Genomic DNA, 24,007 nt, shown 5'->3' with positions numbered 1-24,007 from the left:
CGGTTGGGGCGCCGGCGGTGCGGTGGGGGTTGTGGGCCGCCGCGAACTGCACGACTTCTCCCGCGCGCGGGGCGGCCCCCCCGGGGGCGTTCCGGAGGGGGGCCCCGGAGCACGTGCTCCGGGGCCCCTCTCCGTACGGCCGGAATGGCTCAGACGGTCGTGATGACCTCGTCGTAGGCGAGACGCGGCAGACGCGGGAACCAGGCGTCCTCGCCCGGCTTGCCGATGTTGACGACCATCAGCAGGCTGTGGTCGCCATCCAGGAACTCCTTCTCGATGCCCGCGGCGTCGAAGCCGGTCATCGGGCCGGCGGCCAGGCCGGCGGCGCGGACGCCGACGATGAAGTACGCGGCCTGCAGGGCGGCGTTCAGCGCGGCGGACGACTCGCGGACCGGGCGCTCGGAGAAGAACGCGTCCTTGGCCTGCGGGAAGTGCGGCATCAGGGCCGGGAGATCCTCGTGGAACTCGTTGTCTGCGGCCAGGATCGCGACCAGCGGAGCGGTGGAGGTCTTCGGCTGGTTGCCCTCGGCCATGTGCTTCACGAGGCGCGCGCGGGCGTCGTCGGAGCGGACCAGGACGACGCGCAGCGGCGACTGGTTGAAGGCGGTCGGGCCGTACTTGACCAGGTCGTAGATCGCCTGGATCTGCTCGTCCGAGACCGGCTCGTCGGTGAAGGTGTTGGCGGTGCGGGCCTCGCGGAAGAGGAGGTCCTGGGCAGCGGGGTCAAGAACGAGGGACATCTTGCGGAATACCTTCCGGACGAATACGGATCAAGCGACACGGCGACCGTAAGCGATAGGTAGGTTAACTTTCAACTAAAACCTGATCGGAGTGATCTACTCCACAAACGTGTGCGAAGTGCGCCCGGCCGCCCCGGCTTCTGACGGGGCGCACAACCACCGGGCGCGCCGGATCTATTCCGGGACCGGGCTCAGAGCCTGTCGGGTGACCTCTGACCGGGCGGCCGCGGCGCGGCTCTCAGCCCGCGTCGCCCTGCGTGTCCGGCTGCTCCTTCCCGGGCTGGGCGAGCGCCTCGTCCAGCCGGGCCCGGGCGCCCTGCAGCCAGTGCCGGCACACCTTGGCCAGCTCCTCGCCGCGCTCCCACAGCGCGAGCGACTCCTCCAGCGTCGTGCCGCCCGCCTCCAGGCGCCGCACGACCTCGATCAGTTCGTCCCGCGCCTGCTCGTACCCGAGCGTGTCCGTGGCGGCAGGTGCCGTTGTCGCGTCGTCCGTCATGTGATCCACCCTATGCGTGAGGTACGACAGCCAGGTCCGAGCCGAGACGGCGGGGCGCCGCGTCCGTCATTCGGCCACCCGCACGGTGAACTCGCCCTCCGACACCCGCGCCCGCAGCTTGTCGCCCGGCGCCCCGGCGTCCGCGGGGGAGCGGACCACATGACCGTCCGGCCGCTGCAGCACCGCGTACCCGCGCTCCAGCGTCGCCGCGGGCGACAGCGCGACCACCCGTGCCCGGGTGTGGGCGAGCTCCGAGTCCGCCCGGTCCAGCAGATGGCCCAGCACCCGGCGGCTCCGCCCGATCAGCGCGTCGACCTCCGCCGCACGCTCGTCCACCATCCGCTGCGGCTGCTGCATGGAGGGCCGGCCCAGCGCATGGGCGAGTCCCCGCTCCTCCCGGTCGAGCAGCCCTCGTACGGTCCGCAGGGCCCGGTCCCGCAACTGCTGCACCCGGTCCAGCTCCTCGCCCACGTCCGGCACGACCTTCTTCGCCGCGTCCGTCGGCGTGGACGCCCGCAGATCCGCGACCAGGTCGAGCAGCGGGGAGTCCGGCTCGTGCCCGATCGCGGACACCACCGGCGTGCGGCACCCGGCGACCGTACGGATGAGCTGCTCGTCCGAGAACGGCAGCAGGTCCTCCACACTGCCGCCGCCGCGCGCCACGATGATCACGTCGACATCGGGCAGGTCGTCCAGCTCCTTCACCGCCTGGACCACCTGGTTCACCGCGTGCACGCCCTGCACCGCGGTGTTGCGCACCTCGAACCGGACCGCGGGCCAGCGCCGCCGCGCGTTCTCCAGCACGTCGCGCTCGGCCGCCGAAGCCCGACCGCAGACCAGACCGATCAGCTGCGGCAGGAACGGCAGCGGCTTCTTCCGGTCCAGGGCGAAGAGCCCCTCCGCGGCCAGGGACTTTTTCAGATGCTCCAGCCGGACCAGCAGTTCGCCGATGCCGACCGGCCGTATCTCGGTGGCCCGCAGGGACAGCTGGCCGCGGGGTGCGTACCACTCGGGCTTGGCGAGGAGGACGACCCGCGCACCCTCCGTCACCACATCCGCGATCCGGTCGAAGACCTGGCGGAAGCAGGTCACGCTCACGGAGATGTCCTGCGACGGGTCGCGCAGCGTCAGGAACACCACCCCGGCACCCGGCCGTCGCGACAACTGCGTGATCTGCCCCTCGACCCAGACGGCGCCGAGCCGGTCGATCCATCCCCCGATCAGCCGTGACACCTCGCCGACGGGCAGTGGAGCTTCCGCGGACGTATTGAGAGCCATGCGAGCGAGCGTATCCGCCGCCACGGACAACGAGGCAGCCCCACGACACGCGAGAGCCCCCCTTACGGCCTGGTGCACGATAGCGAGCGGGCTCCCGGCCCTTACGGCAGGGAGTGCGGGGAGGCCGTCATACAGCCGGGCGCCGTCCGAACTGCAACGCCAGCACCACCAGCCCCACCGCCAGCCAGAAAACCCCCACCACCTGAGCGCTCGCCGCCGCCTCCGCGATCACCGCGACCAGCACCCCCGCACCCACCACCGGCACCAGCACGTGCCGCCACCAGCTGGGCGGCCCGTCCATCCGGCGTACGGCGAACCAGCCGACCACCGACGCGTGCAGCAGGACGAACGCCGTCAGCGCCCCGATGTCGACCACCGAAACCAGACGGTCGAGGCCGTCGGCGCGCCGGGCCGCCCACACCGCCGCCACCAGCGTCACGCCCGCGGCGATCAGGATCGCGGTCCGCGGCACCCCGGACCGCGGGTCGACCCGGGCCAGCAGCGTGGGCAGCCGTCGCTCCCTGGCCATCGCGAACAGCAGCCGCCCCGCCGCCGCCTGCCCGGCCAGCGCCGCGAACGCCGCCCCGATCGCCTTGCTGACCGCCACCAGGTCGTGCAGCCAGGTGCCGACGGCGAAGTCCACCGTGTCGTAGAAGGCGGACCCCTGCCTGGCCGGAGCGGCGGCCAGCTCCGCCGACGTCATCGGTTCCAGCAGGGCCGCCAGATAGCCCTGCGCCACGAACAGCGCCCCCGCGAGCACCAGACAGAACAGCACCGCCCGCGCCACCTTCTCCGAGCCGCCGGTGGCCTCCTCCGCGAACGAGGCGATGGCGTCGAAGCCCAGATACGAGAGCACGGCCACCGATACCGCGCTCAGCACCGCCGTCGTGGAGAAGCCGGAGTCCCCGGTGAGCGGCGTCCACCAGCCGCGTTGCGCCCCGTTTCGCACGAGGACGACCACCGCCGACACCAGGAACACCGCCAGCACCGCGATCTCCATCGCGAGCACCGCGAAGCCGACCCGGGCAGCAGCCCGCACCCCCCACAAGTTGAGCAGGGTGGTGACGACCACCGCGAGCGCCGTCCAGACCCACCGTGACACCGACGGCACCAGCGCGTTCATCGCGATCCCGGAGAAGAGATAGGCGACCGCCGGGATCAGCAGATAGTCCAGCATCGCCATCCACCCGGCGATGAACCCGGGCCCTTCCCCGAGCCCCTTGCGGGCGTACGCGAAGACCGAACCGGCCAGCGGCACGACTCGCACCATCTGGGCGTAGCTGAAGGCGGTGAACGCCATGACGACGGTCGCCACGACGTACACGAGCGCGACCGCACCGCCCGATTTCGCGTCGAGCGTGCCGAAGATCCCGACAGGCGCCATGGGCGCGATGAACAGCAGCCCGTACACCACCAGATCCCGGAACCCGAGCGTCCGGTGCAGTCCAGCCCGGTCCGTACTGCTGCCGGCCATGAGCCCTCCGTAGATCGCGCGGACACGGTCGCGTACGGGGCGTACGGGGCGTACGTCGCGTATGGGCAAGTCTCCCGACCCGGCTGATCCCGCGCCTGTTCGGCACGGCCTTACGATGGGACGCATGACTGCTACGCCCAGCCCGTCGCCCGCCACCGACCCGAGTGCGGGCGCCACGCGCCGCGTCCTGCTCGCCGCGCCCCGTGGCTACTGCGCGGGCGTGGACCGTGCCGTGATCGCCGTCGAGAAGGCCCTGGAGCAGTACGGGGCCCCGATCTACGTCCGCCACGAGATCGTGCACAACAAGTACGTCGTGCAGACGCTGGAGAAGAAGGGCGCGGTCTTCGTCGACGTCACCGCGGAGGTCCCCGAGGGCTCCATCGTGATGTTCTCCGCGCACGGCGTCGCACCGGCCGTCCACGCCGAGGCCGCCGAGCGCAAGCTCGCCACGATCGACGCGACGTGCCCGCTGGTCACCAAGGTCCACAAGGAAGCGGTCCGGTTCGCCAAGGAGGACTACGACATCCTCCTGATCGGCCACGAGGGCCACGAGGAAGTCATCGGCACGAGCGGCGAGGCGCCCGACCACATCACCCTGGTCGACGGCCCCGAGGACGTCGCCCAGGTCTCCGTGCGCGACGAGTCGAAGGTCGTCTGGCTCTCCCAGACCACGCTCTCGGTCGACGAGACGATGGAGACGGTGGACGCGCTGAAGGAGAAGTTCCCCCAGCTCCTCTCGCCGCCGAGTGACGACATCTGCTACGCCACGCAGAACCGCCAGATCGCGGTGAAGAAGCTGGCCGAGGACGCCGAGCTGGTCATCGTCGTCGGCTCCAAGAACTCCTCGAACTCGATCCGCATGGTCGAGGTCGCCCTCGACGCGGGCGCCCCCGCCGCCCATCTGGTGGACTTCGCGCACGAGATCGACGAGGCCTGGCTGGAGGGCGTCACCACGGTCGGCCTCACGTCCGGCGCCTCCGTCCCCGACGTGCTGGTCGACGGCGTCCTGGAGTGGCTGGCCGAGCGTGGCTACGCGGACGTGGAGACGGTGAAGACGGCCGAGGAGTCGATCACCTTCTCGCTGCCCAAGGAGCTCCGCCGGGACCTGCGCGCAGAGGCCGAAGCGCTCTCCGCGAAGTAAGAGGTCGCAACCCCGGGGCGCGGGTCCGTGCCCCGGGAAGTGGGGCGCGGTGCGGCGCGGGCCCGTACCGTGGGTCGCATGCAGATCTTCGGCGTGGACATCGGCGGATCCGGGATCAAGGGTGCTCCCGTGGACCTGGACCGAGGAGACCTGGCGCAGGAGCGCCACAAAGTACTGACACCGCATCCGGCCACGCCCACGGACGTGGCCGACAGCGTGGCCGAGGTGGTCGGCCACTTCGGCTGGTCGGGACCGGTCGGCATCACCTTCCCGGGCGTAGTCACCGGCGGTGTCACCCGCACAGCGGCCAATGTCGACAAGGGCTGGATCGACACCGACGCCCGCACCCTCCTCAGCAACAAGCTGAGCCTTCCGGTGACCGTCCTCAACGATGCCGACGCGGCGGGAATCGCCGAGATGACGTTCGGCGCCGGGCGCGGCCGCAAGGGGACCGTGATCATGCTGACGTTCGGTACGGGGATCGGCAGCGCTCTCTTCATCGACGGGCAGCTCGTGCCCAACACCGAGCTCGGTCATCTGGAGCTGAACGGACACGACGCCGAGAAGCACGCTTCCACGAAGGCCAAGGAGGACGAGGACCTGAGCTGGCACCACTGGGCGCACCGGGTGCAGAGGTACCTGACCCATGTGGAGATGCTGTTCTCGCCCGAGCTCTTCATCATCGGCGGCGGAGTCAGCCGCAAGGCGGACAAGTTCCTGCCGCTGATCGACCACGTGCGGGCCGAGATGATCCCCGCGGAGCTGCAGAACAACGCGGGCATCGTCGGCGCGGCCATGGCCGCGGCAGACAGCTGACCGGAGCTAACCCCTCGGACGCCGGGTGGACCGTGCCGCCCGCGCGGCCAGCAGCATCCGCCGTCGGCGCTGCCGCATCAGCCGGACCTTGCGCACGGTGGCGATGAGCCCCGCGACGAGCGTGCCGCCGTACAGCCAGCCGGCATGGACGGCGAGCGCGGTGACGACCGCCATCGTCTGCCCGCCGAAGCCGCCCGTGCCGCCGGAGATCGGAATCACACCGACGGCGAACGCGATCGGCACGCTGATCGGTGCGGTCACCAGGTCGGCCGGCCGTACCCACAGTGCGGTCAGCGCGCTGACCGGCAGGAACAGCGCCCCGTACACCGCCGGTGAACCGTCGAACAGCAGCCAGTCGAGGCACGCCAGCGAGAACATGACGGCGGCGGCGAACAATCCGGCACCGATGCCGGTGAGCCGAGGACTCGGCAGCCGGCGCAGCGCGAGCACGGCGGGCGGCACCGGGCGTGCCCGCGGGCCGGGCGCGCCCACAGCCCGATAGACGGTGTCGGCCTCGTCGAGGGTGCCCTGCGGGAACTGCTGCGACGACTGCCGGCGCCGAGGGGGACGTGTTCTGGGCTGCTCCACCGGGACAACGTAGGTCGCGAAGCGGGAGGACAGACGCGTTGGACACGCCCTTTGGGTGACCTTGGCGATGAGTTCGATGCCACATGGCCGAACGGGAACCGGATCGCCCCCGCGCCAGACCTGTGATTACCCGCTTGCCCCCGCCCGTAAACTGGAGAATCGGCCCATCCATCCTTACTGCAGGAAGTCGCCAACGTGTCGCTCACGATCGGAATCGTCGGTCTGCCGAATGTCGGCAAGTCGACCCTGTTCAACGCCCTGACCAAGAACGACGTGCTGGCGGCCAACTACCCGTTCGCCACGATCGAGCCGAACGTCGGCGTGGTCGGCGTCCCCGACGCGCGTCTGAACAAGCTCGCGGAGATCTTCAACTCCCAGAAGCTGCTCCCGGCCACCGTCGACTTCGTGGACATCGCCGGCATCGTGCGCGGCGCGAGCGAGGGCGAGGGCCTCGGCAACAAGTTCCTCGCGAACATCCGCGAGTCCGACGCGATCTGCCAGGTCATCCGTGCCTTCAAGGACGAGAACGTCGTCCACGTCGACGGCAAGGTCTCGCCCAAGGACGACATCGAGACGATCAACACCGAGCTGATCCTCGCCGACCTCCAGTCCATCGAGAAGGCCGTCCCGCGCCTCACCAAGGAGTCCCGCCTCCAGAAGGAGAAGGTCGCGGTCCTCGCCACGGTCGAGGAGGCCCAGAAGATCCTGGAGTCCGGCCAGACCCTCTTCGCCGCGGGCATCACCGCAGGCACCGAGAAGGGCAAGCTCCTCCACGAGCTGCACCTCCTCACCACCAAGCCCTTCCTCTACGTCTTCAACGTCGACGAGGACGAGCTGGTCGACGAGGACTTCAAGAACGAACAGCGCACCCTGGTCGCCCCCGCCGAGGCGATCTTCCTCAACGCCAAGATCGAGTCCGAGCTCATCGAACTCGACGACGACGAGGCCCTCGAACTCCTCCAGTCCATGGGCCAGGAAGAGCCCGGCCTGGCCACCCTCGGCCGCGTCGGCTTCGACACCCTGGGCCTCCAGACCTACCTCACGGCAGGTCCGAAGGAAGCCCGCGCCTGGACGATCAAGAAGGGCGCCACGGCCCCCGAGGCGGCCGGTGTCATCCACACCGACTTCCAGAAGGGCTTCATCAAGGCGGAGATCATCTCCTTCGAGGACCTGGTCGAGACCGGCTCGGTCGCCGAGGCCCGCGCGAAGGGCAAGGCCCGCATGGAGGGCAAGGAGTACGTGATGCAGGACGGCGACGTGGTGGAGTTCCGCTTCAACGTCTAATACGTCCGGCGAAAGGCCGTCTGACCTGCGGCGGAGCGGGTTGGGCGGCCTTTGCGGTCCGCACAGAGTCCGCAGCGTGCTGGATGAGTCCGGCACGCGGGCGTGCGGCCGATTCGAAGGCCTGCGTCTTGCCCTTCACGGTGGCCTGCTTACGCACTGTCGACGACGGCCAGTCCGCTCCTCGGAGTCGGGCCGCAGGTGGGCTTAAGGAAGCCTTTCACGGCCCTCACGGCGCCCGCAACGCGCTTCCCCTTGCCGTCCCTGTGGGTGGCCCCGTCAGGCCCGGCGGACGTTCGATCGTTGACCTCGGAGGTCTGATCGCATACATAGAGGCGGCCTGACCTGCGAGGATGTCGGTGAGGCCATCCTGCTGTCCGCAGGAGTCCGCAGACCCTCGGAGGTCAGACGGCGCGGATGACGGGAGCGGGCTTGACGTCCTGGGCGTCGATGAGGGTGCGGATGTCGTCCGGGTCGGAGGTCCAGATGATCGCCCCGAGACTGGCAGCCATGACGACGACGGTGGCGTCGACGATGTCGGCCGTGCCGGCCTTGCCGCAGAGAATGCCTGCGGCCTTGGCGGTTTCGAGGCCCACGGGTTCAACATGGCACCCGGCGAGGAACTTGCCGAGCCTGACCTGGCGGCGGGAGTCCCGCCAGGCCTGGCTGACGACCACGGAGGGCACGTGGATGTCCCGGCCGTCTTCGAGAGCCAGGCTGTGGCGGGCCCACATACGTCGGTCGTCGTTGTCGATGGCGATCAGCGCACCGGCGTCGTACAGGTAAGGGATGTTCACGCGGCCGATGCCCCCGTGCTGCTGAGGTACTCGGCATCGGCGTCGGCCATAGCGGCACGGGCGGCGGCGAGCTCCTCCGGCGTGAAGGCGCCGTGCTTCGCTTGCCACTCCTGGATCGCGGCCCGCCCGGCCCGCAACCGCAGCTCTCGTTCGGCCGCTCCGGCGACGAGCCGGGAGAGCGGGATGCCTTCCTCCTCAGCGGCACCGGCCAGGGCCTCGACCAGGGATTCATCGAGGGTGATAGTCACCTTCTTGGTAGCCATACCAACACCATAGCGCGGTATGGCGGAGGCGGAGGGCGGCGCTGCGCGGGGCTGAGCTCGTGGCCGTGAATGCGTGGCTGCCGGACTACGCGCCGCCCGGAACGAGCCCTGAGAGCGCGGAGCGTCTGTTGGCTCAGGCAAATGTCTGATCGCCGTCGCAGAGAGGGCCTGACCTGCGAAGACTCAGGTCAGGCCGCTTGGTGTCCGCAGCAGTCGCAGAACTCGAAGGGGGCGGGGCCCCTCGGCGTTCGGCCGGAGTTTCAGACCTTGACGACCTCTACGGCGGGGCCGCACAGGAGCGTCAGGTCCTCGGGGTCGGAGGTGAGGACGGTGACCGGTTGCCGTGCGGTGCGGGCGATGACAGCGAAGGCGGCGCCGATGGCGTACTTGTGGCCGTGGTGGGAGTAGTCGGCCCCGTCCGGTCGCACTCCGCGAGGGTGCCGTGCTGGGTTGGTGGGGCTGCGGTGGTGCATCACATGGTGCCCAGGGTGCCACCGCGGAAGATGCGGCGGTCCACGGGATCGTCCCGCAGGATCGCCTCCCGCAGATCCTGCAGCTCGCGGCTCAGATCCAACCCCAGCCGCGCGGTCATTTGTGCTCGCGCCGAGGACAGCACTCGCAACGCATCCGCGCGACGGCCGCACTCGTAGAGCGTGGCCGCACGGAAGGCCAAGAACATCTCGTGTTCCGGGTGGTCCTCGGTCAGCCGCGCGAGCTCCGCGGCAAGTGACCAGTAGTTACGCAGCTTGAACTCCGCTGCGACACGCAGAAGTTGAGCTGAGATCAGCAGTTCGTCGAAAGCGGTGCCGACACTGCGGCGGGTCCGCTCGGATGCGACGTCCTCCAGCACCGCCCCCCGCCACTCGGTGAGGGCGGACGAGGTGAGTTGTGAAACCTCCTGCGGCTCGGTGCTCCGCTGGGCCCGGTTGACCAACTGAGTGAAACGGTGCAGATCCACCAACTGCGGATCGCCGGTCAGGGCGTACGTCGAACCGCTCCGCACCAGCCGCACCGACCCGTCGCACCCGCCCCGGCGAAGGTTCGCCCGCAGCCGGCAGACATCCACGTACAGGTCGGCCCGGGACCGCGGCCGTTCGTCCTCGTCCGACAGCAGGTCGACCAGCCGGTCCATCGGGAGCGGCCGGCCCATCTCCAGCAGGAGCAGACCCAGCAGCAGACGCTCGCGGCGGCGGCCGATGGCTCTGGGGTGTCCGTCGACGGTCCACTCAACTTTGCCGAGCACTCGAAAATGCGACCCCGTGGCAAGCATGGCGGCAATGATGCTCGGCTCGTCATGTTCCTGGCAAGATCTTGGCATTCTCCCGACAGGCCTCGCGTATCACACTGCTCCCCCGTGCAACCGCGCCAGGGGGTCGAAAATTGCCTTACGTCATTGCCGGTCTGGTGCTCGTCGGAGCCGTCGCCCTGCTCAACCTCGTCCTGCTCATGGTCATCCTGCGCCGTTGGCAGGAGCTCGAAGTCGTACGCCGACGCGACGACTTCGCAGGCCAGGGCCCGCAACCCGGAGACGGACTACCGGACTTCACCGCCACCGCGCTCAGCGGCCGGCCCCTGACCCAGGACGACTTCCGCTCCGGGGAGCTGCTGCTGGGCGTCTTCTCCCACGACTGCCCGTCCTGCACCGACAGCCTCCCCGGCTTCGCCGAACGGGCCGACCGGGCCCAGGCAGCGGGCGGCCGGGTCCTGGCCCTGGTGATCGGCGCCGAAGCCGGCGAGAGCAGCCTGACCGCCCAACTCGTCGGGACGGCGGACGAGGTGGTACTGGAGCCCGAGGCATCACCACTGTTCCGCGCCCTGCGCGTCCCTGCCTTCCCCACGATCCTCAGCTACCGGGACGGCGTCGTCGCCGCTCCCCCCGCCGCCGGCCGCGAACCGGTGTTGGCGGCCTCCTGAACCCCGGTGCGAGCGCGGACCGCGGTCGCACCGCGGAGTACGCCCATCCCATCCACACAGGAAGAGGAGAACCATGCGCACACTCAAGGCCGGTGCGGGCCGTCTGATCGAGCGGATCCTGCCCAAGGCCGAAGCCGAGGCAGGCTGCCCGCCGGACTGCTGGACCGAGTGGAGCACCAGCGCCCAGCGGTGCCGTCGCTGCTGCTACACGGGCGCGTGCGGGGTCAGCTGCGGCAGCTGGAACTACTGCTGAACAACCACGGGGCGGGCCGCGTGCGGCTCGCCCCGTGCCCGCCGGCCCAGGACCCATTCTTTCGGAGTCACCCTTGTCCGACCTGCTGCTCGTCTGCCGCCTGACGCTGATCTGCGTGCTGACCGTGGCCGGCCTCGCCAAGCTGCGCGAACGCCGCCGATTCGCCACGGCACCGGGCGACCTCACCTACCTGCCGGACGCCGCCCGGCCGGCTCTCGCCATCCTGGTGCCCGCGGCCGAGCTCATCGCCGCCGTGCTCCTCGCCCTGCCCCGGACGCTCACCGCGGGCCTGGCCGTCGCCGCCGCCCTGTGCGCGGCCTTCAGCGCCGTCGCCGTCCATCGCACCGCGTTCGCCGTCTTCACCGACGACCCCGCCTTCTTCTTCTCCGTCCGCACCGGCCAAAGCTGAAAGGACGATCACAGAGTGAGCTACGCCATCACCGGCCTCGCCCTTCTCGCCGCGGTCACCCTCGTCAACGCCCTCCTCACCTTTGCGGTCATCAAACGCTGGCGCGCCACGATGGCCGCCCCTGCCCCGGCCGCCCCCGCCTCGGCCGCCCCTGCCCCGGGCCCTCCAGCCCTTGCCGTACACGAAGGTGACCACACCCCTGCTTTCACCTTGCACACATCCCGAGGCGAAGTCAGCGAATCCACCCTGGCCGGGCACCCCGCCCTCATCTGTTTCCTCCGCCCCGACTGCGGGCCCACCAGGGAAAGCCTCCCCGAGATCCAGCGGTGGGCCGAGGCGAACACTCCGTCAGGTGCGCATCTCGTCGCCGTCATCAGCGGACAGCCACCCGAAGCCGGCCCGCTGCTCGAGGCAGTCGGCCCGCTCACCGAACTCACCACCACCGAACCCCCGGACGGTCCCATCGCCGGCGCCTTCGGCGTGCGCCACCACCCGACCTTCGTCCTCCTCGACGCCGACGGGACCATCACGGAGACAGGCATCGGCCAAGGTTCCCTGCCCGCGCTCAACCTCCTCACCGCATGAGCGGGCAGTCCACCTCCCGCACGGCCGAATTCCTGCGGGGCCTCACCGCCGTACTCGCCCTCACGCTGCGGTCCTGCCCCGGGGCCCTCGCCGTCCGCATCGCCACCGTCGTCATCGCGGGTGCAGCCCCCATAGCGGCCTCCTGGCTGCTCAAGTACGTGGTCGACAGCCTCACCGCGGATGACTTCCGTGCCTCGGACCTCAACTGGGCCGCCGCCGGCATCGGCCTGCTCACTGTCCTCCTCGCTGCCGCCTCAGCCATCTCCTCCTACGCGGACGGCCGCATCCGCCGCGCCACCTCCACCCGGGCCCAGAGCGACCTGCTCACGGCTGTCAACCGGCTCAGCGGCCTGTCCAAGCTCGAACAGCCGGCCTTCCACGACCGTGTCCAACTCGCCATCCAGAGCGCGCAGGGGGCCGAGCGACTCGTCGGTGCAGCACTCCAGGGCGCCCAGGCAGTCCTCACCCTGGCGGGCTTCCTGGGAAGTCTTCTGCTCATCAGCCCCACCCTGGCCGCCATCCTCATCGCCGCGGCCGTTCCGGCCCTCTTCGCCCACCTGGCCAACAGCCGGCATCGCGCGGACATGTTCTGGCGCACCAGCAACCTCGCCCGCCGCCAGATCTTCTACCGAGGGCTCCTCACCGGCACTCAAGCGGCGAAAGAGATCCGCCTCTATGGCCTCGGCGGCTACTTCGCGCAGCGCATGCGTACCGATCTCGACAGCATCAACCGGCAGGAGGAACGGCTCGACCGCCGCCTCGCCACCTACGAGACGGCCCTCGCTGCCCTCGGAGCCGGCGTCTCCACCGGCGCACTCGTCTGGGGTGTGCACCAGGCTGCCGCCCACGCCCTCACCGTTGGTGATGTGTCCCTCCTCGTCGCCGCCCTCGCCGGCATGCAGACGGCACTCATCGGCCTGGTGGGATGCATCGCCCAAAGCCACCAGACGGCCCTGCTGTTCAGCCACTACCTGCATGTCACCCAGGTCCGGGACGACCTCCCCGCCCCGGCCGCCCCGATCGCCCCACCGCCCCTGAGCCACGGCATCGAACTCCGGGACGTCTGGTTCCGCTACACCGACGACGGACCGTGGATCCTCCGCGGAATCAGCCTGACCATCCCGCACGGCACCAGCCTGGCCGTCGTCGGTCTCAACGGGGCCGGCAAGAGCACCCTCGTCAAACTGCTGTGCCGCCTCTACGACCCGCAGCGGGGCAGCATCCACTGGGACGGCATCGACATCAAGGACTTCCCTGCGGACCAGCTGCGCCGGCGAGTCAGCGTTGTCTTCCAGGACCCGATGGAGTACGACCTCACCGCCGGGGAGAACATCGGCCTCGGTGACCTCGGCTCTCTCCACGACCATGGGCGCATCCACGCCGCTGCCACCGCCGCGGACATCCACACCGCCCTCGCCCGCCTCCCACAGGGGTACGACACCATGCTCAGCCGGATGTTCTTCCCCGACGACACCGAAGACACCAACCCTGGCGTCCAGCTGTCGGGCGGCCAGTGGCAGCGCCTCGCGCTCGCCCGGGCCCTGATGCGTGCCGAACGGGATCTCATGATCCTCGACGAACCCAGTACCGGCCTCGACGCGGTCGCCGAACGCCACGTCCACGACCGGCTCACCTCACTCCGTCAGGGCGCGACGAGCATCCTCGTCTCCCACCGCCTCAACACCGTCCGCGCCGCAGACGCCATTGTCGTCATCGCCGACGGAACCGTGCAGGAGGCAGGCACCCACGAACAGCTCATGACCGCCCACGGCACCTATGCCGAGCTCTTCACCACGCAAGCCGAAGGCTACGAGGAGACCGTCCGGTGACCGCCGCAGCCCCGGTGCTCCTCGCCCTCGCAGGACTTTTCGTCCTCGCCGCAGCCCTGTTGCTGGCGCGTGGGCGGCTGGTGGCTGTGACCGTCCGCGGACACAGCATGTCGCCGACCCTCATGCCCGGCGACCTGATCCTCATGCTCCGCGGCAGACGCCGTGTCGCCACGGGCCGGGTGGCCGTCGTCGTCGCACCCCACCCCGAGCACGGCTGGCACGTCCCCCCGGGCACCACGTCCGAATCGTGGTACGTCAAACGCATCGTCGCCGTCGCCGGAGAGCCCGTACCGCACTGGGCCGGCCGATGCCCCGGTACCCACGTGCCGCCGGGCATGCTCGTCCTCCTGGGCGAGAAGCCGGGCTCGATGGACTCCAAACAGTGGGGCTACTGCCCCGAGGACAAGCTCATCGGAACTGTCCTGTTCCGCCTGCGGGCCGCTGCGGCTTCCGGTGCACCTTCTTCGCTTCCTTCTTGAGGCCGGGACAGCGGGCGTGCCTTCCGGTGTGCGCAGCCGGCCGCCGGGGCCGTCAGCGTGCAGGGCGGGGACGGTGGGCGGGCCGTCCAAGGAGATCTCCGTGCTGAACAACAGGGCCGGGGTTTCGTTCCAGGCATCGATGTGCACCCCGCCCGCTCGGCGAGACTCCGTCGTGGCCGTCCGCATGGCGGGTTCTGGACAGACGGGTGTCCGCGACGATGCCGGCGATGGGCGGAAGGCTGGTCACCGGGGCGTGACTGATCACTACGCGCCAACTTGACGATGAGCGGACAACCGTGGCCGCCGTTCATCTATCGTGAAGGGTGAACGTGGGACGAGGGGGCGTGGATGCGCAGCTTTGCTCGGTTACCACTGGAGAACGGCGGTTCCATCCTGTTCGAGGCCGTGCCGGAGGTGTCCGACGGGCCGGTGAAGGCTGGGCGGATGGCCGACGCGATCCATGACCTGCCGTCGAGTCTCCAGTCGGCGCTGATCCCGGTGAGGGGCACCGCCAGGGCCGAAGTCGATCAGTTGCGGCAGGCGGGGCCAGAAGAGCTCGAAATCGAGTTCGGGGTCGATCTTGCCGCGCAGGCCGGCGCGGTCATCACCCAGACCGAGGCGAACTGCCACCTCAAAGTGCGGGCGTTGTGGCGGAAGGCGGAGGACGGCCAGGCGGGGGCCGCGGGGTCATGACCGGGACGAGGGTTTCCGCCGCGGTCGCCCAGATTCTGAGTGGTGACGGCGAGGTGGCCGGAGCGGGCTTTCTGATCGCCGGCGACCTGGTCGTCACCTGCGCTCATGTCGTACGTGCCGCCGGCCGGGGCCCGGGGGACCAGGTGAGCGTCGCGTTCCCGAACGCCGACCGCTCGCCTCGGTTCACGGGAGCCGTCCTCACCGAACCCTGGCGGGCGCCGGAAGCGGAGGACATCGCCGTCCTGCGCCTGGACGGCACCCCGACAGGTGTCGGCCCCCTGCCTCTTGGCTCGGCGAAGCGTTGCCGGGGCCACCAGGTACGCGTCTTCGGGTTCCCCAGGCGGGCGCCTTCGACGGGGCACTTCGGGTACGCCACGGCCGGTGACCTGCTCACGACCGCCGCCGGTCCGCTTCTGCAACTGACCGGCGCCAACGACCTCACGACGGGCTTCAGCGGCGGCCCGGTGTTCGACGAGATGACCGGCCGGGTCGTCGGCATGGTGACCGCCATCTCCGCACCCGATGAGCACCTTCGGGGCACCGGCATCGCCTATGCCACGCCCACTGCCGCGCTGCGCGAGGCATGGCCCGAACTCGTCACACAGGACGTGTCGCCGTACCGGCATCTCCAGCCGTTCACCGCGCAGGACGCCCGCTGGTTCTACGGGCGCGAGGCCGCAGTCGAGAGGGTGCTCACCGGATTGGCCGGATTGGGCACGCAGCGGCGCCTCCTGCTGTTGCTGGGGCCGTCCGGGGCGGGCAAGTCCTCACTGGTGCAGGCGGGCCTGCTGCCCAAGCTCGCCGGAGGCGGACTGCCGGGCAGCGCCCGCTGGCTGCCGGTGGTCGTCCGACCAGGACAGGATCTGGCGGGCGCCCTGGAGCAGGCGGGTCTGCCCGGCGCCGCGACGGTCGGGATCGCGGGCGCCGCCAGGCGCAGGCTCGCCGCCGACCCGCGCAGGGACCGGGTGCTCCTTGTCATCGACCAGTTCGAGGAACTGCTCGCCCAGCACCGCCCGCGTGGGGTGCTGGACCAGCTGCTGGAGGCGGCCCGCGCAACGGTGGCGCTCAGCCTGGTCCTGGTCATGCGGGACGACTTCTACTCACGGCTGGCCGCCCTCGCCCCTGACCTGCTGGAGGCCGTCGGCCCGGGCCTGCTCAACGTGCCCGCCTCGCTGAGCCGTCAGGACCTGTACGCCATCATCACCCGGCCCGCCGACGAGGCTGGAGCGCGCTACGAGGACGGGCTGCCCGAGCGGATCATCACCGACGTACTGGCCGCCGACCCGGCGGGCGCCACCACCGGGACCGCACCAGTGACCCTGCTGGCACCCTTGGAGTTGACGCTCACTCAGTTGTGGGACGACCCCGACAACGACGACGACGGACATCTGACCCATACGGCGTACCAGCGCCTCGGCGAGGTCGCCGGTGCCCTCGCCACCTGGTGCAACACCGCGCTCCAACAGCTGGATCCGGCCCGGCAACCGGTTGCCCAGCGCATCCTCACCGCCCTCGTACGGCCCGCGGACGACGCCCGCAACATTCCCGCCGCCCGCCAGCAGGTATCCCTGACGGTGCTGCGTGATCTGGCGGCCGGCACGCACGAACCGGACGGCCGGGTGATCGACGATGTACTCGACCTGCTGATCCGGCAAAGGATCATCACCACAGGCAGGGCCCGCGACCCGGGCGGGCCGACCGGTGCCTCGGGCGAGCCGGTCGCCGAGCTGGTCCACGACGCGCTCATCCGCGACTGGGCCGACCTGCGCAACTGGGTCGCTCAGGATCACCTGTTCCACGACTGGCTGCGCCGCGCCCAGGAACAGCGCACTCGCTGGACCGCGAGCGGGCTCCCCGGCGACCTGCTGGACGGTACCGACCTGGCCGCCGGTCTCGACTGGGCCACACAGCGCCGACTGCCCGCCGGCGTCGCCGCGTTCCTGGCCGCCAGCGAAGCGGCCCAACGGGCCGAACGGGAGCGGGAGCGGGCCAGCAACCGGCAGCTCAAGCGGCGACTGACCGCGGCCGTGACGGCGCTGGCCCTCGCGCTGGTGGCAGGTGGGTTAGCCGTTCGGCTCAACGCCGCCGCCCAGGACAAAAGCCGGGAGGCGCAGCGCAACAGCCGGGCTGCGCAGATCCGCCAGCTGGAGGAGGCGGCGCGAGCGGACCTCACGTCGGATCCGCAGGCGGCGTTGTACGTCGCGATCGCGGCCCATCGTATGGCCCCTGGCGACCCGACCACGCGCTCCACGCTGATCGACGTGCTGACGAGCACACAGTTCTCCGGCGCCGTGGACACGCGCATCGCGAGCGGCGCGCCCCTGTCCTACAGCCCTGACGGCCGGACACTTGTCGTGGGCGGGGGCCAGGGCAACGCCGAGCTGTTCGATGCCGACGGTCCGGGGCTGCCGCACAGGACGGCCGGCGTGGCGACCCGGGAGAGGTCGTTCGGGTTCGTGGCGACCTGGACGGGGGACTCCGTCATGATGTTGACCGGGGCCAACGGTCATCTCGCCCGGTTCTCGCTCGCCGACCGAACCCGTCCGAAGCCGCTGCGCGACCAGTCACTCGCGCCGGGCCTGGAGCACGCCGGATTCAGTACGAGGGGCAAGCTGCTGGTTACGGCACCCCTTGGCAACACGCGAGAGGGACCGCGGTTGTGGGCCGTGAGCCCGGATTCCCGCCCTGCCCGATCCCTGACCACATTCCCCCTGCGGCCCAGCAGCGCGGAGACGATGACGTTCTCGCCGGACGACCGGTTGCTCGCGCTGGGGTGGGAAGACGGCCTCGTGGAGCTGTGGAACGTAGCGGACCCCGCAGAGCCACGGCGGCTCGCAGCGCTCCAGGGCACCGGAGGCCCACCGCGGGCCGCCGCGTTCAGCCCCGACGGGAAGACGCTCGCCGTCGCCTCGAACGATGCGCAGGCCCGCCTCTGGGACCTGGCCGACCCTTCGCGGCCCCGGCGCGCCGCGGTCATCAGTGGCCACGGCGGCCCGTTGACCTCGGTCGCGTACAGCCGTGACGGTCGCTATCTGGCGACCGGCAGCACTGATCGCACGGCGGTGCTCTGGGACGTGTCGGATCACGAACAGCCGGTACGCACGGCTGTCCTGACCGGGGATGTGGTCGAGGGCATCGCGTTCTCACGGGACGGGCGCACGGTGGTCACCGGGGCTCCGAACGGCAGGCTGTACTTCTGGGCGGTCTCGGATCGGGGGCTGACACCGGTGCGGCTCCGCCGAGTGACCCCGGTGCGGCCCACCCATTACCGGGCCGGCTGGATGCGGGTGCCGACGCACGCCCTCGATCCCCACGGGCGCATGCTGGCGCTGCTCACAGGAGACCACGAACTGAGCCTGATCCCGCTCACGGGCAGTAGTGCGGGACGGACGGCCGCCGTGATTCCGGTGGACAGCAGGCATCTTTCGCCCGTAGGGCTGTTCTCACGCGACGGCAAGCGGCTGGCTCTCCCCACGGACGACGGCACTGTGACAGTCTGGGACGTTTCCGACCCGGCCGAGCCGAGGCAGCGCAACGTGCTGAAGACCGGCGTGCCCGACTCACTGCCCCAACTGTCCTTCTCCCCGGACAACCGGCAGCTCGCCGTGCAGGCCGGCCGTAAGCCGCCTACTTTCTTGTGGGACGTCTCGCGGCCCGGCCAGCCGGTGCGTCTGGCACGGATTCCGTACCGGAGCTCCAGCTTCGGCGTGCTCTTCGCCCCGCGGGGAAATCTCCTTGCCCTGGGCACGTCGCTCTACAGTACGGCCGATCCTCACTCACCCGAGCGGCTGGCCACTCTGCCCGACCCCGAGGGTTCCAACTTCTTCATGGGCATGCCCGAGGCGTTCACCGAGGACGTGAAGACACTCCTGGTCGGCAGCTTCGCACGGTCCGCCCAGCTCTACGACGTGTCCTCACCGGCGCACCCCCACCCCCTGGCATCACTCACCGGCACGGACGACCTGGACGACGCCTACGCGTTGAGCAGCGACGGCCGACTGCTGGCCACAGCGGGCAGCACGAACCAGGTCCTGCTGTGGGACGTGTCCAACCCGTCCTCGCCGCACCGGATCGTCGGCCTCGATCTGGGCGAGCGCCTGCGCGAACTCGCCATCTCGGCGGATGGCAGCACGCTGACCACCTACGACGACTCCCACACCGTCACGGTCTGGAACACTGCCTCGCTCACCGCCGCCCTGCGCGACCCCGGACGCCGTGCCTGCCGTCTCGCGGGCGAGAACCCGGACAAGGAGCGATGGGACGTGATCGCCCCCAACGTGCCGTTCATGCGAGTGTGCCAGGAACTGCCCCCGGCGCCCTCCCCGGAGCCGTTCCCACTTCCCGACCCCTTTCCGTCGGCGATTACCGCCGGGCCCTGACCGCTCTCCGACCGCTCTCCGCGAGGCCCGGGACGCAACGCCCAGCGGGGCGTCGGCGGGGCGGTCAGTGCTCCCGCGGCCAGGGCGGGGAGGACCGTGGCAAGAGGGGCGCGCGAAGACGCCCACTGTGCGAACGTAAGGACGTCGGAGCCGCGGGCGGGCGACGCGCGGGGTGAACGGCCGACAGTTCGATCGACGGAGGAGAGACGGAATGTCGTACCCGGAACCGACGTACCCGGACGGCAAGGGCGAGATCAGCGCCACGTACCGGCCGGCGAGCACGGCGGCGAACCTGCTGACCCGCAGCGGCGGGAGTACCCACTACCTGGCGACCACGGAGACGACGCACGGCGAATTCGGGCTCTACCGGATGGACATGGCGCCCAGAGCCGGCGGCCCGGCCACACACTTCCACCGGTCCATCTCGGAGTCGTTCTTCATCCTCGACGGGACGGTGCGGATCTACGACGGCGAGCAGTGGGTCGACGCGACGCAGGGCGACTTCGTCTACGTACCGCAGGGCGGACTGCACGCCTTCCGGAACGATTCCGAGGCCCCGGCGTCGATGTTGTTGCTGTTCACACCGGGTGCGCCTCGCGAGGAGTACTTCGAGAAGGTGGCGGAGGCCGCGCAGTGGTCGGAGGAGGAGCGGACCGAGTTCTTCATCAAGCACGACACGTACTGGACGGACTGACCCGGCCCGCTCCCTCGCTTTCGGGAGCCCGTGATCAGGGGGCCAGGCCCGTCTTGAGTCCAGCCCCGCAGAGGGGTACGACCAGACTGCGGTCCGTCCAGTCGCCGACCGCCGCCCAGCAGGCGACCCCGGTCGTCTCGACGTAGAAACCGCGGGCCGCCAGGTCCCTTTGCGCGGTACGGATCTGATCGTCCGTCACGGTGAGGAAGGTGCCGCCCGACTCCCGCACCGCCGCCAGGATCTGGCGGGCGCGCGGCGGGCGGGGGATGGCGATGCCCTCGGCGAGCGTGGGGGCGGCGGAGGCGGCCCGGCCCAGATGGCCGGGCAGGCCGTCCGCGCCCCGGTGGAACGCGGTGGCCAGCGGCGACACGGCCTCGGCCTGTACGGCGATCAGGGCGGGACGCACGTCGATCAGGCCCTGGGCGAGGAGTTCCGCGGTGGCCAGCGCCGCGCCGAGCAGCAGCGTGCCGTTGCCGACCGGTACGGCGATGGCGTCGGGGAGTTTGCCGCCGAGGTCTTCCCACATCTCGTACACGTATGTCTTCGTGCCGTGCAGGAAGTACGGGTTGAAGACATGGGAGGCGTAGAAGGTTCCGGGGGAGTCGGCGGCGGCCCTGGCGGCCAGCGCGGTGGCCTCGCGGTCGCCGGGGACGATCTCCAGGTGGGCGCCGTGGGCCCGGATCTGCTCGGTCTTCTTGGAGGACGTGCCGTCGGGGACGTACACCGTGCAGGGCAGCCCGGCCCGCGCGCAGTACGCGGCGACGGCTGTTCCCGCGTTGCCGCTGCTGTCCGTGACGACGCGATCGGGGGAGAGACGGCGGGCCAGCTCGGCGAGCATCACGGCGCCGCGGTCCTTGAAGGAGAGCGTCGGCATCAGGAAGTCGAGCTTGGCGGAGACCGTGCCGGTGAGCGGCACGAGCGGTGTGCGGCCCTCGCCGAGGCTGGTGGCGGGCGAGGAGAGGGGCAGCACCTCTTCGTAACGCCACAGTGAATTGACGCGCCCGGCAAGCGCGTTGACGCAGAGGGGTGCGTCCGGCTCGAAGTCGAGGTCCCAGGGGCCGCGGCAGACCGGACAGCACCAGGTCAGGGATGTGGTGTCGGCGCGGGTGCCGTCCTGCGGGCAGAGATACGTGGCCATGCCCGCCAGGATGTCAGCCGTGTGGCGGGTGAACGGCAAAGATATGGCCGGCCGCTTCGGCGCCTTGCAGCTGCACGCACCAGACGCTGCTCGGTGATCCGGCCAAGATCTTCAGCACCCTCCTAGTCATCACTTCGGGTGAAACTTTGGCCCGTGCTTGCGGTCCACAACCGACGGTTGCCAGGCTGTTGCAGACTGTCAACCTGATGGGAGTGCCCTGTGACTTTCGGTGAGCAGCCCGCCTATCTACGCGTTGCGAGCGATCTGAGAGAGAAGATCGCCAATGGTTCGCTGCCGCCGCATACGCGCCTGCCGTCGCAGGCGCGTATCCGTGAGGAGTACGGAGTCTCCGACACGGTCGCGCTGGAGGCGCGCAAGGTGCTGATGGCCGAAGGGCTGGTCGAGGGACGCTCGGGTTCCGGTACGTATGTGCGCGAGCGCCCGGTCCCGCGTCGCATCGCCCGTTCCGGATACCGTCCGGGCGCCGGTGCCAGCCCATTCCGCCAGGAACAGACGGCGGACGGGGTGCGGGGGACGTGGGAGTCCCGCAGCGAGCAGGAAGGAGCGAGTCCGGACATCGCCGAACGGCTCGGCATCGAGGCGGGTGACCGGGTGATGCGTACGAGATACATCTTCCGGGAAGCGGGTGAGCCGATGATGCTTTCCACCTCCTGGGAGCCCCTCGCCGTTACGGGGCGTACGCCGGTGATGCTGCCGGAGGAGGGGCCGTTGGGCGGCTGCGGGGTGGTCGAGCGGATGGCCGCGATCGATGTCGTCGTGGACAACGTGGTCGAGCAGGTGGGCGCGCGCCCGGGGCTGGCGGAGGAGATCCTGGCGCTCGGCGGTGTGCCGGGTCATGTGGTGATGGTGATCGGGCGTACGTACTACGCATCGGGGCGGGCGGTCGAGACGGCGGACGTGGTGGTGCCCGCCGACCGCTACCGGATCGCCTACCACCTTCCTGTCAGGTGAGCGGCGGTTCGCGCGCTGGTGGGCTTCGTCGTGGGCCCGCTGTCGAGCCCTCGGTCGGGCTCGGCGCCGGTCTCTTCGCGAAGCGTTCCCGTGGGACTTTCCCGGGCCCCGGCAGGCTCACGGCCGGGGCTCGCTGTGCTGCTCGCTGCTCGCTGGACGCGGAGTGCGGGGATATCTGCCGCAAGGACCCGACTGCCGGCCCGGTCCTCATGCCGACGCCGACGCCGACAATGTGCGCGGCGCCGGGGCCGTAAGCGGCACAACCGATCCGGCGCGCACCGGGGGCGCATCCGAGTGGATGCGCCCCTTCGCGCTGGCCGGATCGGTATCTCTTTGTGTCATTACTTATCCGTTGCGTAAAGGTCAGGCGTACGCTCGGGCATATGCGTACTGCGGTTTCCTGGGGATCCATAGAGACGTGCACGGCGTTCGGGGGAGGGGCTCCATGCTCGGGAGGGACACGATGAGCGACGGCGATGCCGTGCTCCCTTGGCTGGTGATACGGCAGGACGACAACGGCAATCGGTACCGCGTCGGCAGGTATGCCACGCAGGCCGAGGCGCAGAAGATCGCCGACGATCTCGACAGCCGCGGACATGAGCAGCTCTATTGGGTGGAGCGCATAGGGCCGAGCGCCCGGCCGTGACCGACGGCCGACCGCGGGGGTGGTACGGGGCGGGGCGGGGCCTGTGAGGGGTGGAGCCGGGGGCTACGCTCCGGGCTATGAGTGATCGCGTGGTGGTGGCCGGAGCCGTCTATGACCAGGGGCGCCTGCTGGCCGCGCGTCGCAGTGCCCCGCCCGAGCTGGCAGGCCGCTGGGAGCTGCCCGGTGGAAAGCTGGAGCTGGGGGAGAGCGGCGAACAGGCGCTGGTACGTGAACTCCGCGAGGAGCTCGGCGTCGAGACCGAGCCGCTGGAGCGCATCCCCGGCGAGTGGCCGCTGGGGCCCGGATACGTACTTCGGGTGTGGACCGCTCGAGTGGTGTCCGGCGTGCCGGCGCCGCTCCAGGATCACGACGAGCTGCGCTGGCTCGGGCCCGGCGAGGGCGACGAGGTCGACTGGCTGGATCAGGACCGGCCCGCCGTTGCCGAAGCCATGCGCCGCCTCCCGGCCGGGTCCGCGCCGACCGGATCTGCGCCGTCCGGATCCGCGCCGACTGGATCTGCGCCGACCCGAAGCCTGCCGGGCGGCGCGTGCCGCTGATCGGGCACACCCCCCTCTGCGCGCGTTGCGCGCACGTCGCCGTACGCCCGTACGCCCCTACGCGTCGATTCCGGCGATAGGTCGCCCAAAATATCGGGTATGTGCTGATTAGCCCCCATAAACAGAACGTTTCTCGCTGCTGGTCTTGGGAAGTGATCGGCGTGATCGATACCGAAGGCGACTGCGCCGAGTGGACCTTTCCGGCAGTGCCCGGCGCCGTGCGTACTGCTCGGCATGCGGTCCACGAGACGCTGCGGGGGTGGGGGCTCGACGCGGCCGTGGGTGATGTGACCGTCCTGCTGGTCAGCGAGCTGGTGACCAATTCCTTGCGCTATGCCTCAGGCCCCATCGGGGTGCGGCTGGTGCGCCCCCGCCTCGATGGCGAAGCTCCGGACGCCCGCCCCGGACTGCTTGTGGAAGTCTCCGATCCGCTTCCGGATCCGCCCACCGAACGTGCTGCCGCACCCGACGACGAAGGTGGCCGAGGACTGCAGCTGGTGGCCTGTTCCGCACGCCGCTGGGGGACCCGGCGCGGAAAGAGTGGCAAGACGGTGTGGTTCGAGCTGGCCCTCCCTGGTTAGGAGT

At 70.3% G+C, this 24,007-nt stretch carries 25 protein-coding genes and 1 pseudogene; 16 read left to right on the top strand and 10 right to left on the bottom strand.

Annotated features, from left to right (window positions below; all coding sequences use genetic code 11):
- Window positions 1-149: 149 nt before the first annotated feature.
- The 4 genes from ACIBB8_RS20855 to ACIBB8_RS20840 all read right to left on the bottom strand — a co-directional run bounded on the left by ACIBB8_RS20855 (window position 150) and on the right by ACIBB8_RS20840 (window position 3,988).
- The gene (locus ACIBB8_RS20855; protein ID WP_398954144.1) at window positions 150-740 is read right to left on the bottom strand and encodes a malonic semialdehyde reductase; all 591 of its coding nucleotides are present in this window, start codon (window positions 738-740) and stop codon (window positions 150-152) included.
- Between the two features lie 238 nt (window positions 741-978).
- The gene (locus ACIBB8_RS20850) at window positions 979-1,236 is read right to left on the bottom strand and encodes an exodeoxyribonuclease VII small subunit (RefSeq protein WP_398954142.1); all 258 of its coding nucleotides are present in this window, start codon (window positions 1,234-1,236) and stop codon (window positions 979-981) included.
- Window positions 1,237-1,302: 66 nt separating this feature from the next.
- Window positions 1,303-2,514, bottom strand: a complete 1,212-nt coding sequence (xseA, locus tag ACIBB8_RS20845) for an exodeoxyribonuclease VII large subunit (protein WP_398954140.1) — start codon at window positions 2,512-2,514, stop codon at window positions 1,303-1,305.
- A 127-nt stretch (window positions 2,515-2,641) separates the two neighbouring features.
- A complete protein-coding gene (locus ACIBB8_RS20840; protein ID WP_398954154.1) occupies window positions 2,642-3,988 on the bottom strand; it encodes an APC family permease in 1,347 nt (448 codons plus the stop codon).
- 115 nt (window positions 3,989-4,103) lie between these two features.
- On the opposite strand from ACIBB8_RS20840, the gene ACIBB8_RS20835 reads away from it, so the two are divergent.
- Together ACIBB8_RS20835 and ppgK are read left to right on the top strand one after the other, a co-directional pair.
- Window positions 4,104-5,129: a 4-hydroxy-3-methylbut-2-enyl diphosphate reductase gene (locus ACIBB8_RS20835; RefSeq protein WP_398954138.1), complete on the top strand. Its 1,026-nt coding sequence runs from the start codon at window positions 4,104-4,106 to the stop codon at window positions 5,127-5,129.
- 78 nt (window positions 5,130-5,207) lie between these two features.
- Window positions 5,208-5,945, top strand: a complete 738-nt coding sequence (gene ppgK / locus ACIBB8_RS20830) for a polyphosphate--glucose phosphotransferase (RefSeq protein WP_398954136.1) — start codon at window positions 5,208-5,210, stop codon at window positions 5,943-5,945.
- A 6-nt stretch (window positions 5,946-5,951) separates the two neighbouring features.
- Here the strand turns inward: ppgK and ACIBB8_RS20825 are convergent, their stop codons facing one another.
- Window positions 5,952-6,533 (bottom strand): DUF6542 domain-containing protein, encoded by a 582-nt coding sequence (locus ACIBB8_RS20825; RefSeq protein WP_398954134.1) that lies wholly within the window; start codon window positions 6,531-6,533, stop codon window positions 5,952-5,954.
- 195 nt (window positions 6,534-6,728) lie between these two features.
- Here ACIBB8_RS20825 and ychF point away from each other — a divergent pair, with 195 nt between their 5' ends.
- Window positions 6,729-7,817, top strand: coding sequence for a redox-regulated ATPase YchF (ychF, locus tag ACIBB8_RS20820; RefSeq protein WP_358861420.1), 1,089 nt, complete (start codon window positions 6,729-6,731; stop codon window positions 7,815-7,817).
- A 401-nt stretch (window positions 7,818-8,218) separates the two neighbouring features.
- Here ychF and ACIBB8_RS20815 read toward each other — a convergent pair whose 3' ends face one another.
- The 4 genes and pseudogenes from ACIBB8_RS20815 to ACIBB8_RS20800 all read right to left on the bottom strand — a co-directional run bounded on the left by ACIBB8_RS20815 (window position 8,219) and on the right by ACIBB8_RS20800 (window position 10,144).
- Complete coding sequence (locus ACIBB8_RS20815; protein ID WP_398954132.1) at window positions 8,219-8,611, bottom strand: twitching motility protein PilT; 393 nt, start codon at window positions 8,609-8,611, stop codon at window positions 8,219-8,221.
- A complete protein-coding gene (locus tag ACIBB8_RS20810) occupies window positions 8,608-8,874 on the bottom strand; it encodes a hypothetical protein (protein ID WP_398954130.1) in 267 nt (88 codons plus the stop codon). Before ACIBB8_RS20810 ends, ACIBB8_RS20815 begins: the two co-directional genes overlap by 4 nt.
- Window positions 8,875-9,134: 260 nt before the next feature.
- Window positions 9,135-9,272 (bottom strand): annotated as a pseudogene (locus ACIBB8_RS20805) (DNA-binding protein); the annotation flags it as partial.
- Between the two features lie 74 nt (window positions 9,273-9,346).
- Window positions 9,347-10,144, bottom strand: a complete 798-nt coding sequence (locus tag ACIBB8_RS20800) for a BTAD domain-containing putative transcriptional regulator (RefSeq protein ID WP_398954127.1) — start codon at window positions 10,142-10,144, stop codon at window positions 9,347-9,349.
- Between the two features lie 110 nt (window positions 10,145-10,254).
- Here ACIBB8_RS20800 and ACIBB8_RS20795 point away from each other — a divergent pair, with 110 nt between their 5' ends.
- The 9 genes from ACIBB8_RS20795 to ACIBB8_RS20755 all read left to right on the top strand — a co-directional run bounded on the left by ACIBB8_RS20795 (window position 10,255) and on the right by ACIBB8_RS20755 (window position 20,109).
- Complete coding sequence (locus ACIBB8_RS20795) at window positions 10,255-10,788, top strand: peroxiredoxin family protein (protein WP_398954125.1); 534 nt, start codon at window positions 10,255-10,257, stop codon at window positions 10,786-10,788.
- Window positions 10,789-10,861: 73 nt separating this feature from the next.
- Window positions 10,862-11,041, top strand: a complete 180-nt coding sequence (locus ACIBB8_RS20790) for a hypothetical protein (protein ID WP_093896832.1) — start codon at window positions 10,862-10,864, stop codon at window positions 11,039-11,041.
- 73 nt (window positions 11,042-11,114) lie between these two features.
- Complete coding sequence (locus ACIBB8_RS20785; protein WP_398954122.1) at window positions 11,115-11,450, top strand: MauE/DoxX family redox-associated membrane protein; 336 nt, start codon at window positions 11,115-11,117, stop codon at window positions 11,448-11,450.
- Between the two features lie 15 nt (window positions 11,451-11,465).
- The gene (locus ACIBB8_RS20780) at window positions 11,466-12,035 is read left to right on the top strand and encodes a TlpA family protein disulfide reductase (protein ID WP_398954120.1); all 570 of its coding nucleotides are present in this window, start codon (window positions 11,466-11,468) and stop codon (window positions 12,033-12,035) included.
- Window positions 12,032-13,864, top strand: a complete 1,833-nt coding sequence (locus tag ACIBB8_RS20775) for an ABC transporter ATP-binding protein (RefSeq protein WP_398954118.1) — start codon at window positions 12,032-12,034, stop codon at window positions 13,862-13,864. The genes ACIBB8_RS20780 and ACIBB8_RS20775 overlap by 4 nt, the downstream gene beginning before the upstream one ends.
- On the top strand, window positions 13,861-14,343 hold the full coding sequence (locus ACIBB8_RS20770) for a S26 family signal peptidase (RefSeq protein ID WP_398954116.1): 483 nt from the start codon (window positions 13,861-13,863) through the stop codon (window positions 14,341-14,343). Before ACIBB8_RS20775 ends, ACIBB8_RS20770 begins: the two co-directional genes overlap by 4 nt.
- A gap of 348 nt (window positions 14,344-14,691) precedes the next feature.
- The gene (locus ACIBB8_RS20765) at window positions 14,692-15,036 is read left to right on the top strand and encodes a CU044_2847 family protein (RefSeq protein WP_398954114.1); all 345 of its coding nucleotides are present in this window, start codon (window positions 14,692-14,694) and stop codon (window positions 15,034-15,036) included.
- Window positions 15,033-19,415: a trypsin-like peptidase domain-containing protein gene (locus ACIBB8_RS20760; protein WP_398954113.1), complete on the top strand. Its 4,383-nt coding sequence runs from the start codon at window positions 15,033-15,035 to the stop codon at window positions 19,413-19,415. The genes ACIBB8_RS20765 and ACIBB8_RS20760 overlap by 4 nt, the downstream gene beginning before the upstream one ends.
- Before the next feature lie 211 nt (window positions 19,416-19,626).
- On the top strand, window positions 19,627-20,109 hold the full coding sequence (locus tag ACIBB8_RS20755) for a cupin domain-containing protein (protein WP_398954111.1): 483 nt from the start codon (window positions 19,627-19,629) through the stop codon (window positions 20,107-20,109).
- A gap of 34 nt (window positions 20,110-20,143) precedes the next feature.
- Here ACIBB8_RS20755 and ACIBB8_RS20750 read toward each other — a convergent pair whose 3' ends face one another.
- Window positions 20,144-21,247 (bottom strand): threonine synthase, encoded by a 1,104-nt coding sequence (locus ACIBB8_RS20750; RefSeq protein WP_398954109.1) that lies wholly within the window; start codon window positions 21,245-21,247, stop codon window positions 20,144-20,146.
- A 219-nt stretch (window positions 21,248-21,466) separates the two neighbouring features.
- Here ACIBB8_RS20750 and ACIBB8_RS20745 point away from each other — a divergent pair, with 219 nt between their 5' ends.
- The 4 genes from ACIBB8_RS20745 to ACIBB8_RS20730 all read left to right on the top strand — a co-directional run bounded on the left by ACIBB8_RS20745 (window position 21,467) and on the right by ACIBB8_RS20730 (window position 24,003).
- Window positions 21,467-22,219, top strand: a complete 753-nt coding sequence (locus ACIBB8_RS20745) for a GntR family transcriptional regulator (protein WP_398954107.1) — start codon at window positions 21,467-21,469, stop codon at window positions 22,217-22,219.
- Between the two features lie 463 nt (window positions 22,220-22,682).
- The gene (locus ACIBB8_RS20740; protein ID WP_398954105.1) at window positions 22,683-22,865 is read left to right on the top strand and encodes an SPOR domain-containing protein; all 183 of its coding nucleotides are present in this window, start codon (window positions 22,683-22,685) and stop codon (window positions 22,863-22,865) included.
- A 77-nt stretch (window positions 22,866-22,942) separates the two neighbouring features.
- Window positions 22,943-23,422 (top strand): (deoxy)nucleoside triphosphate pyrophosphohydrolase, encoded by a 480-nt coding sequence (locus ACIBB8_RS20735; protein WP_398954103.1) that lies wholly within the window; start codon window positions 22,943-22,945, stop codon window positions 23,420-23,422.
- Between the two features lie 152 nt (window positions 23,423-23,574).
- Entirely contained in the window at window positions 23,575-24,003 is a 429-nt protein-coding gene (locus ACIBB8_RS20730; RefSeq protein ID WP_358861431.1) for an ATP-binding protein, read from the top strand.
- Window positions 24,004-24,007: the final 4 nt, after the last annotated feature.

Source organism: Streptomyces sp. NPDC051286 (assembly GCF_044455345.1).
Classification (GTDB): Bacteria; Actinomycetota; Actinomycetes; order Streptomycetales; family Streptomycetaceae; genus Streptomyces.
Note: the sequence above shows the minus strand (reverse complement) of the source record. Positions and strands in the feature narration are given on the sequence as shown.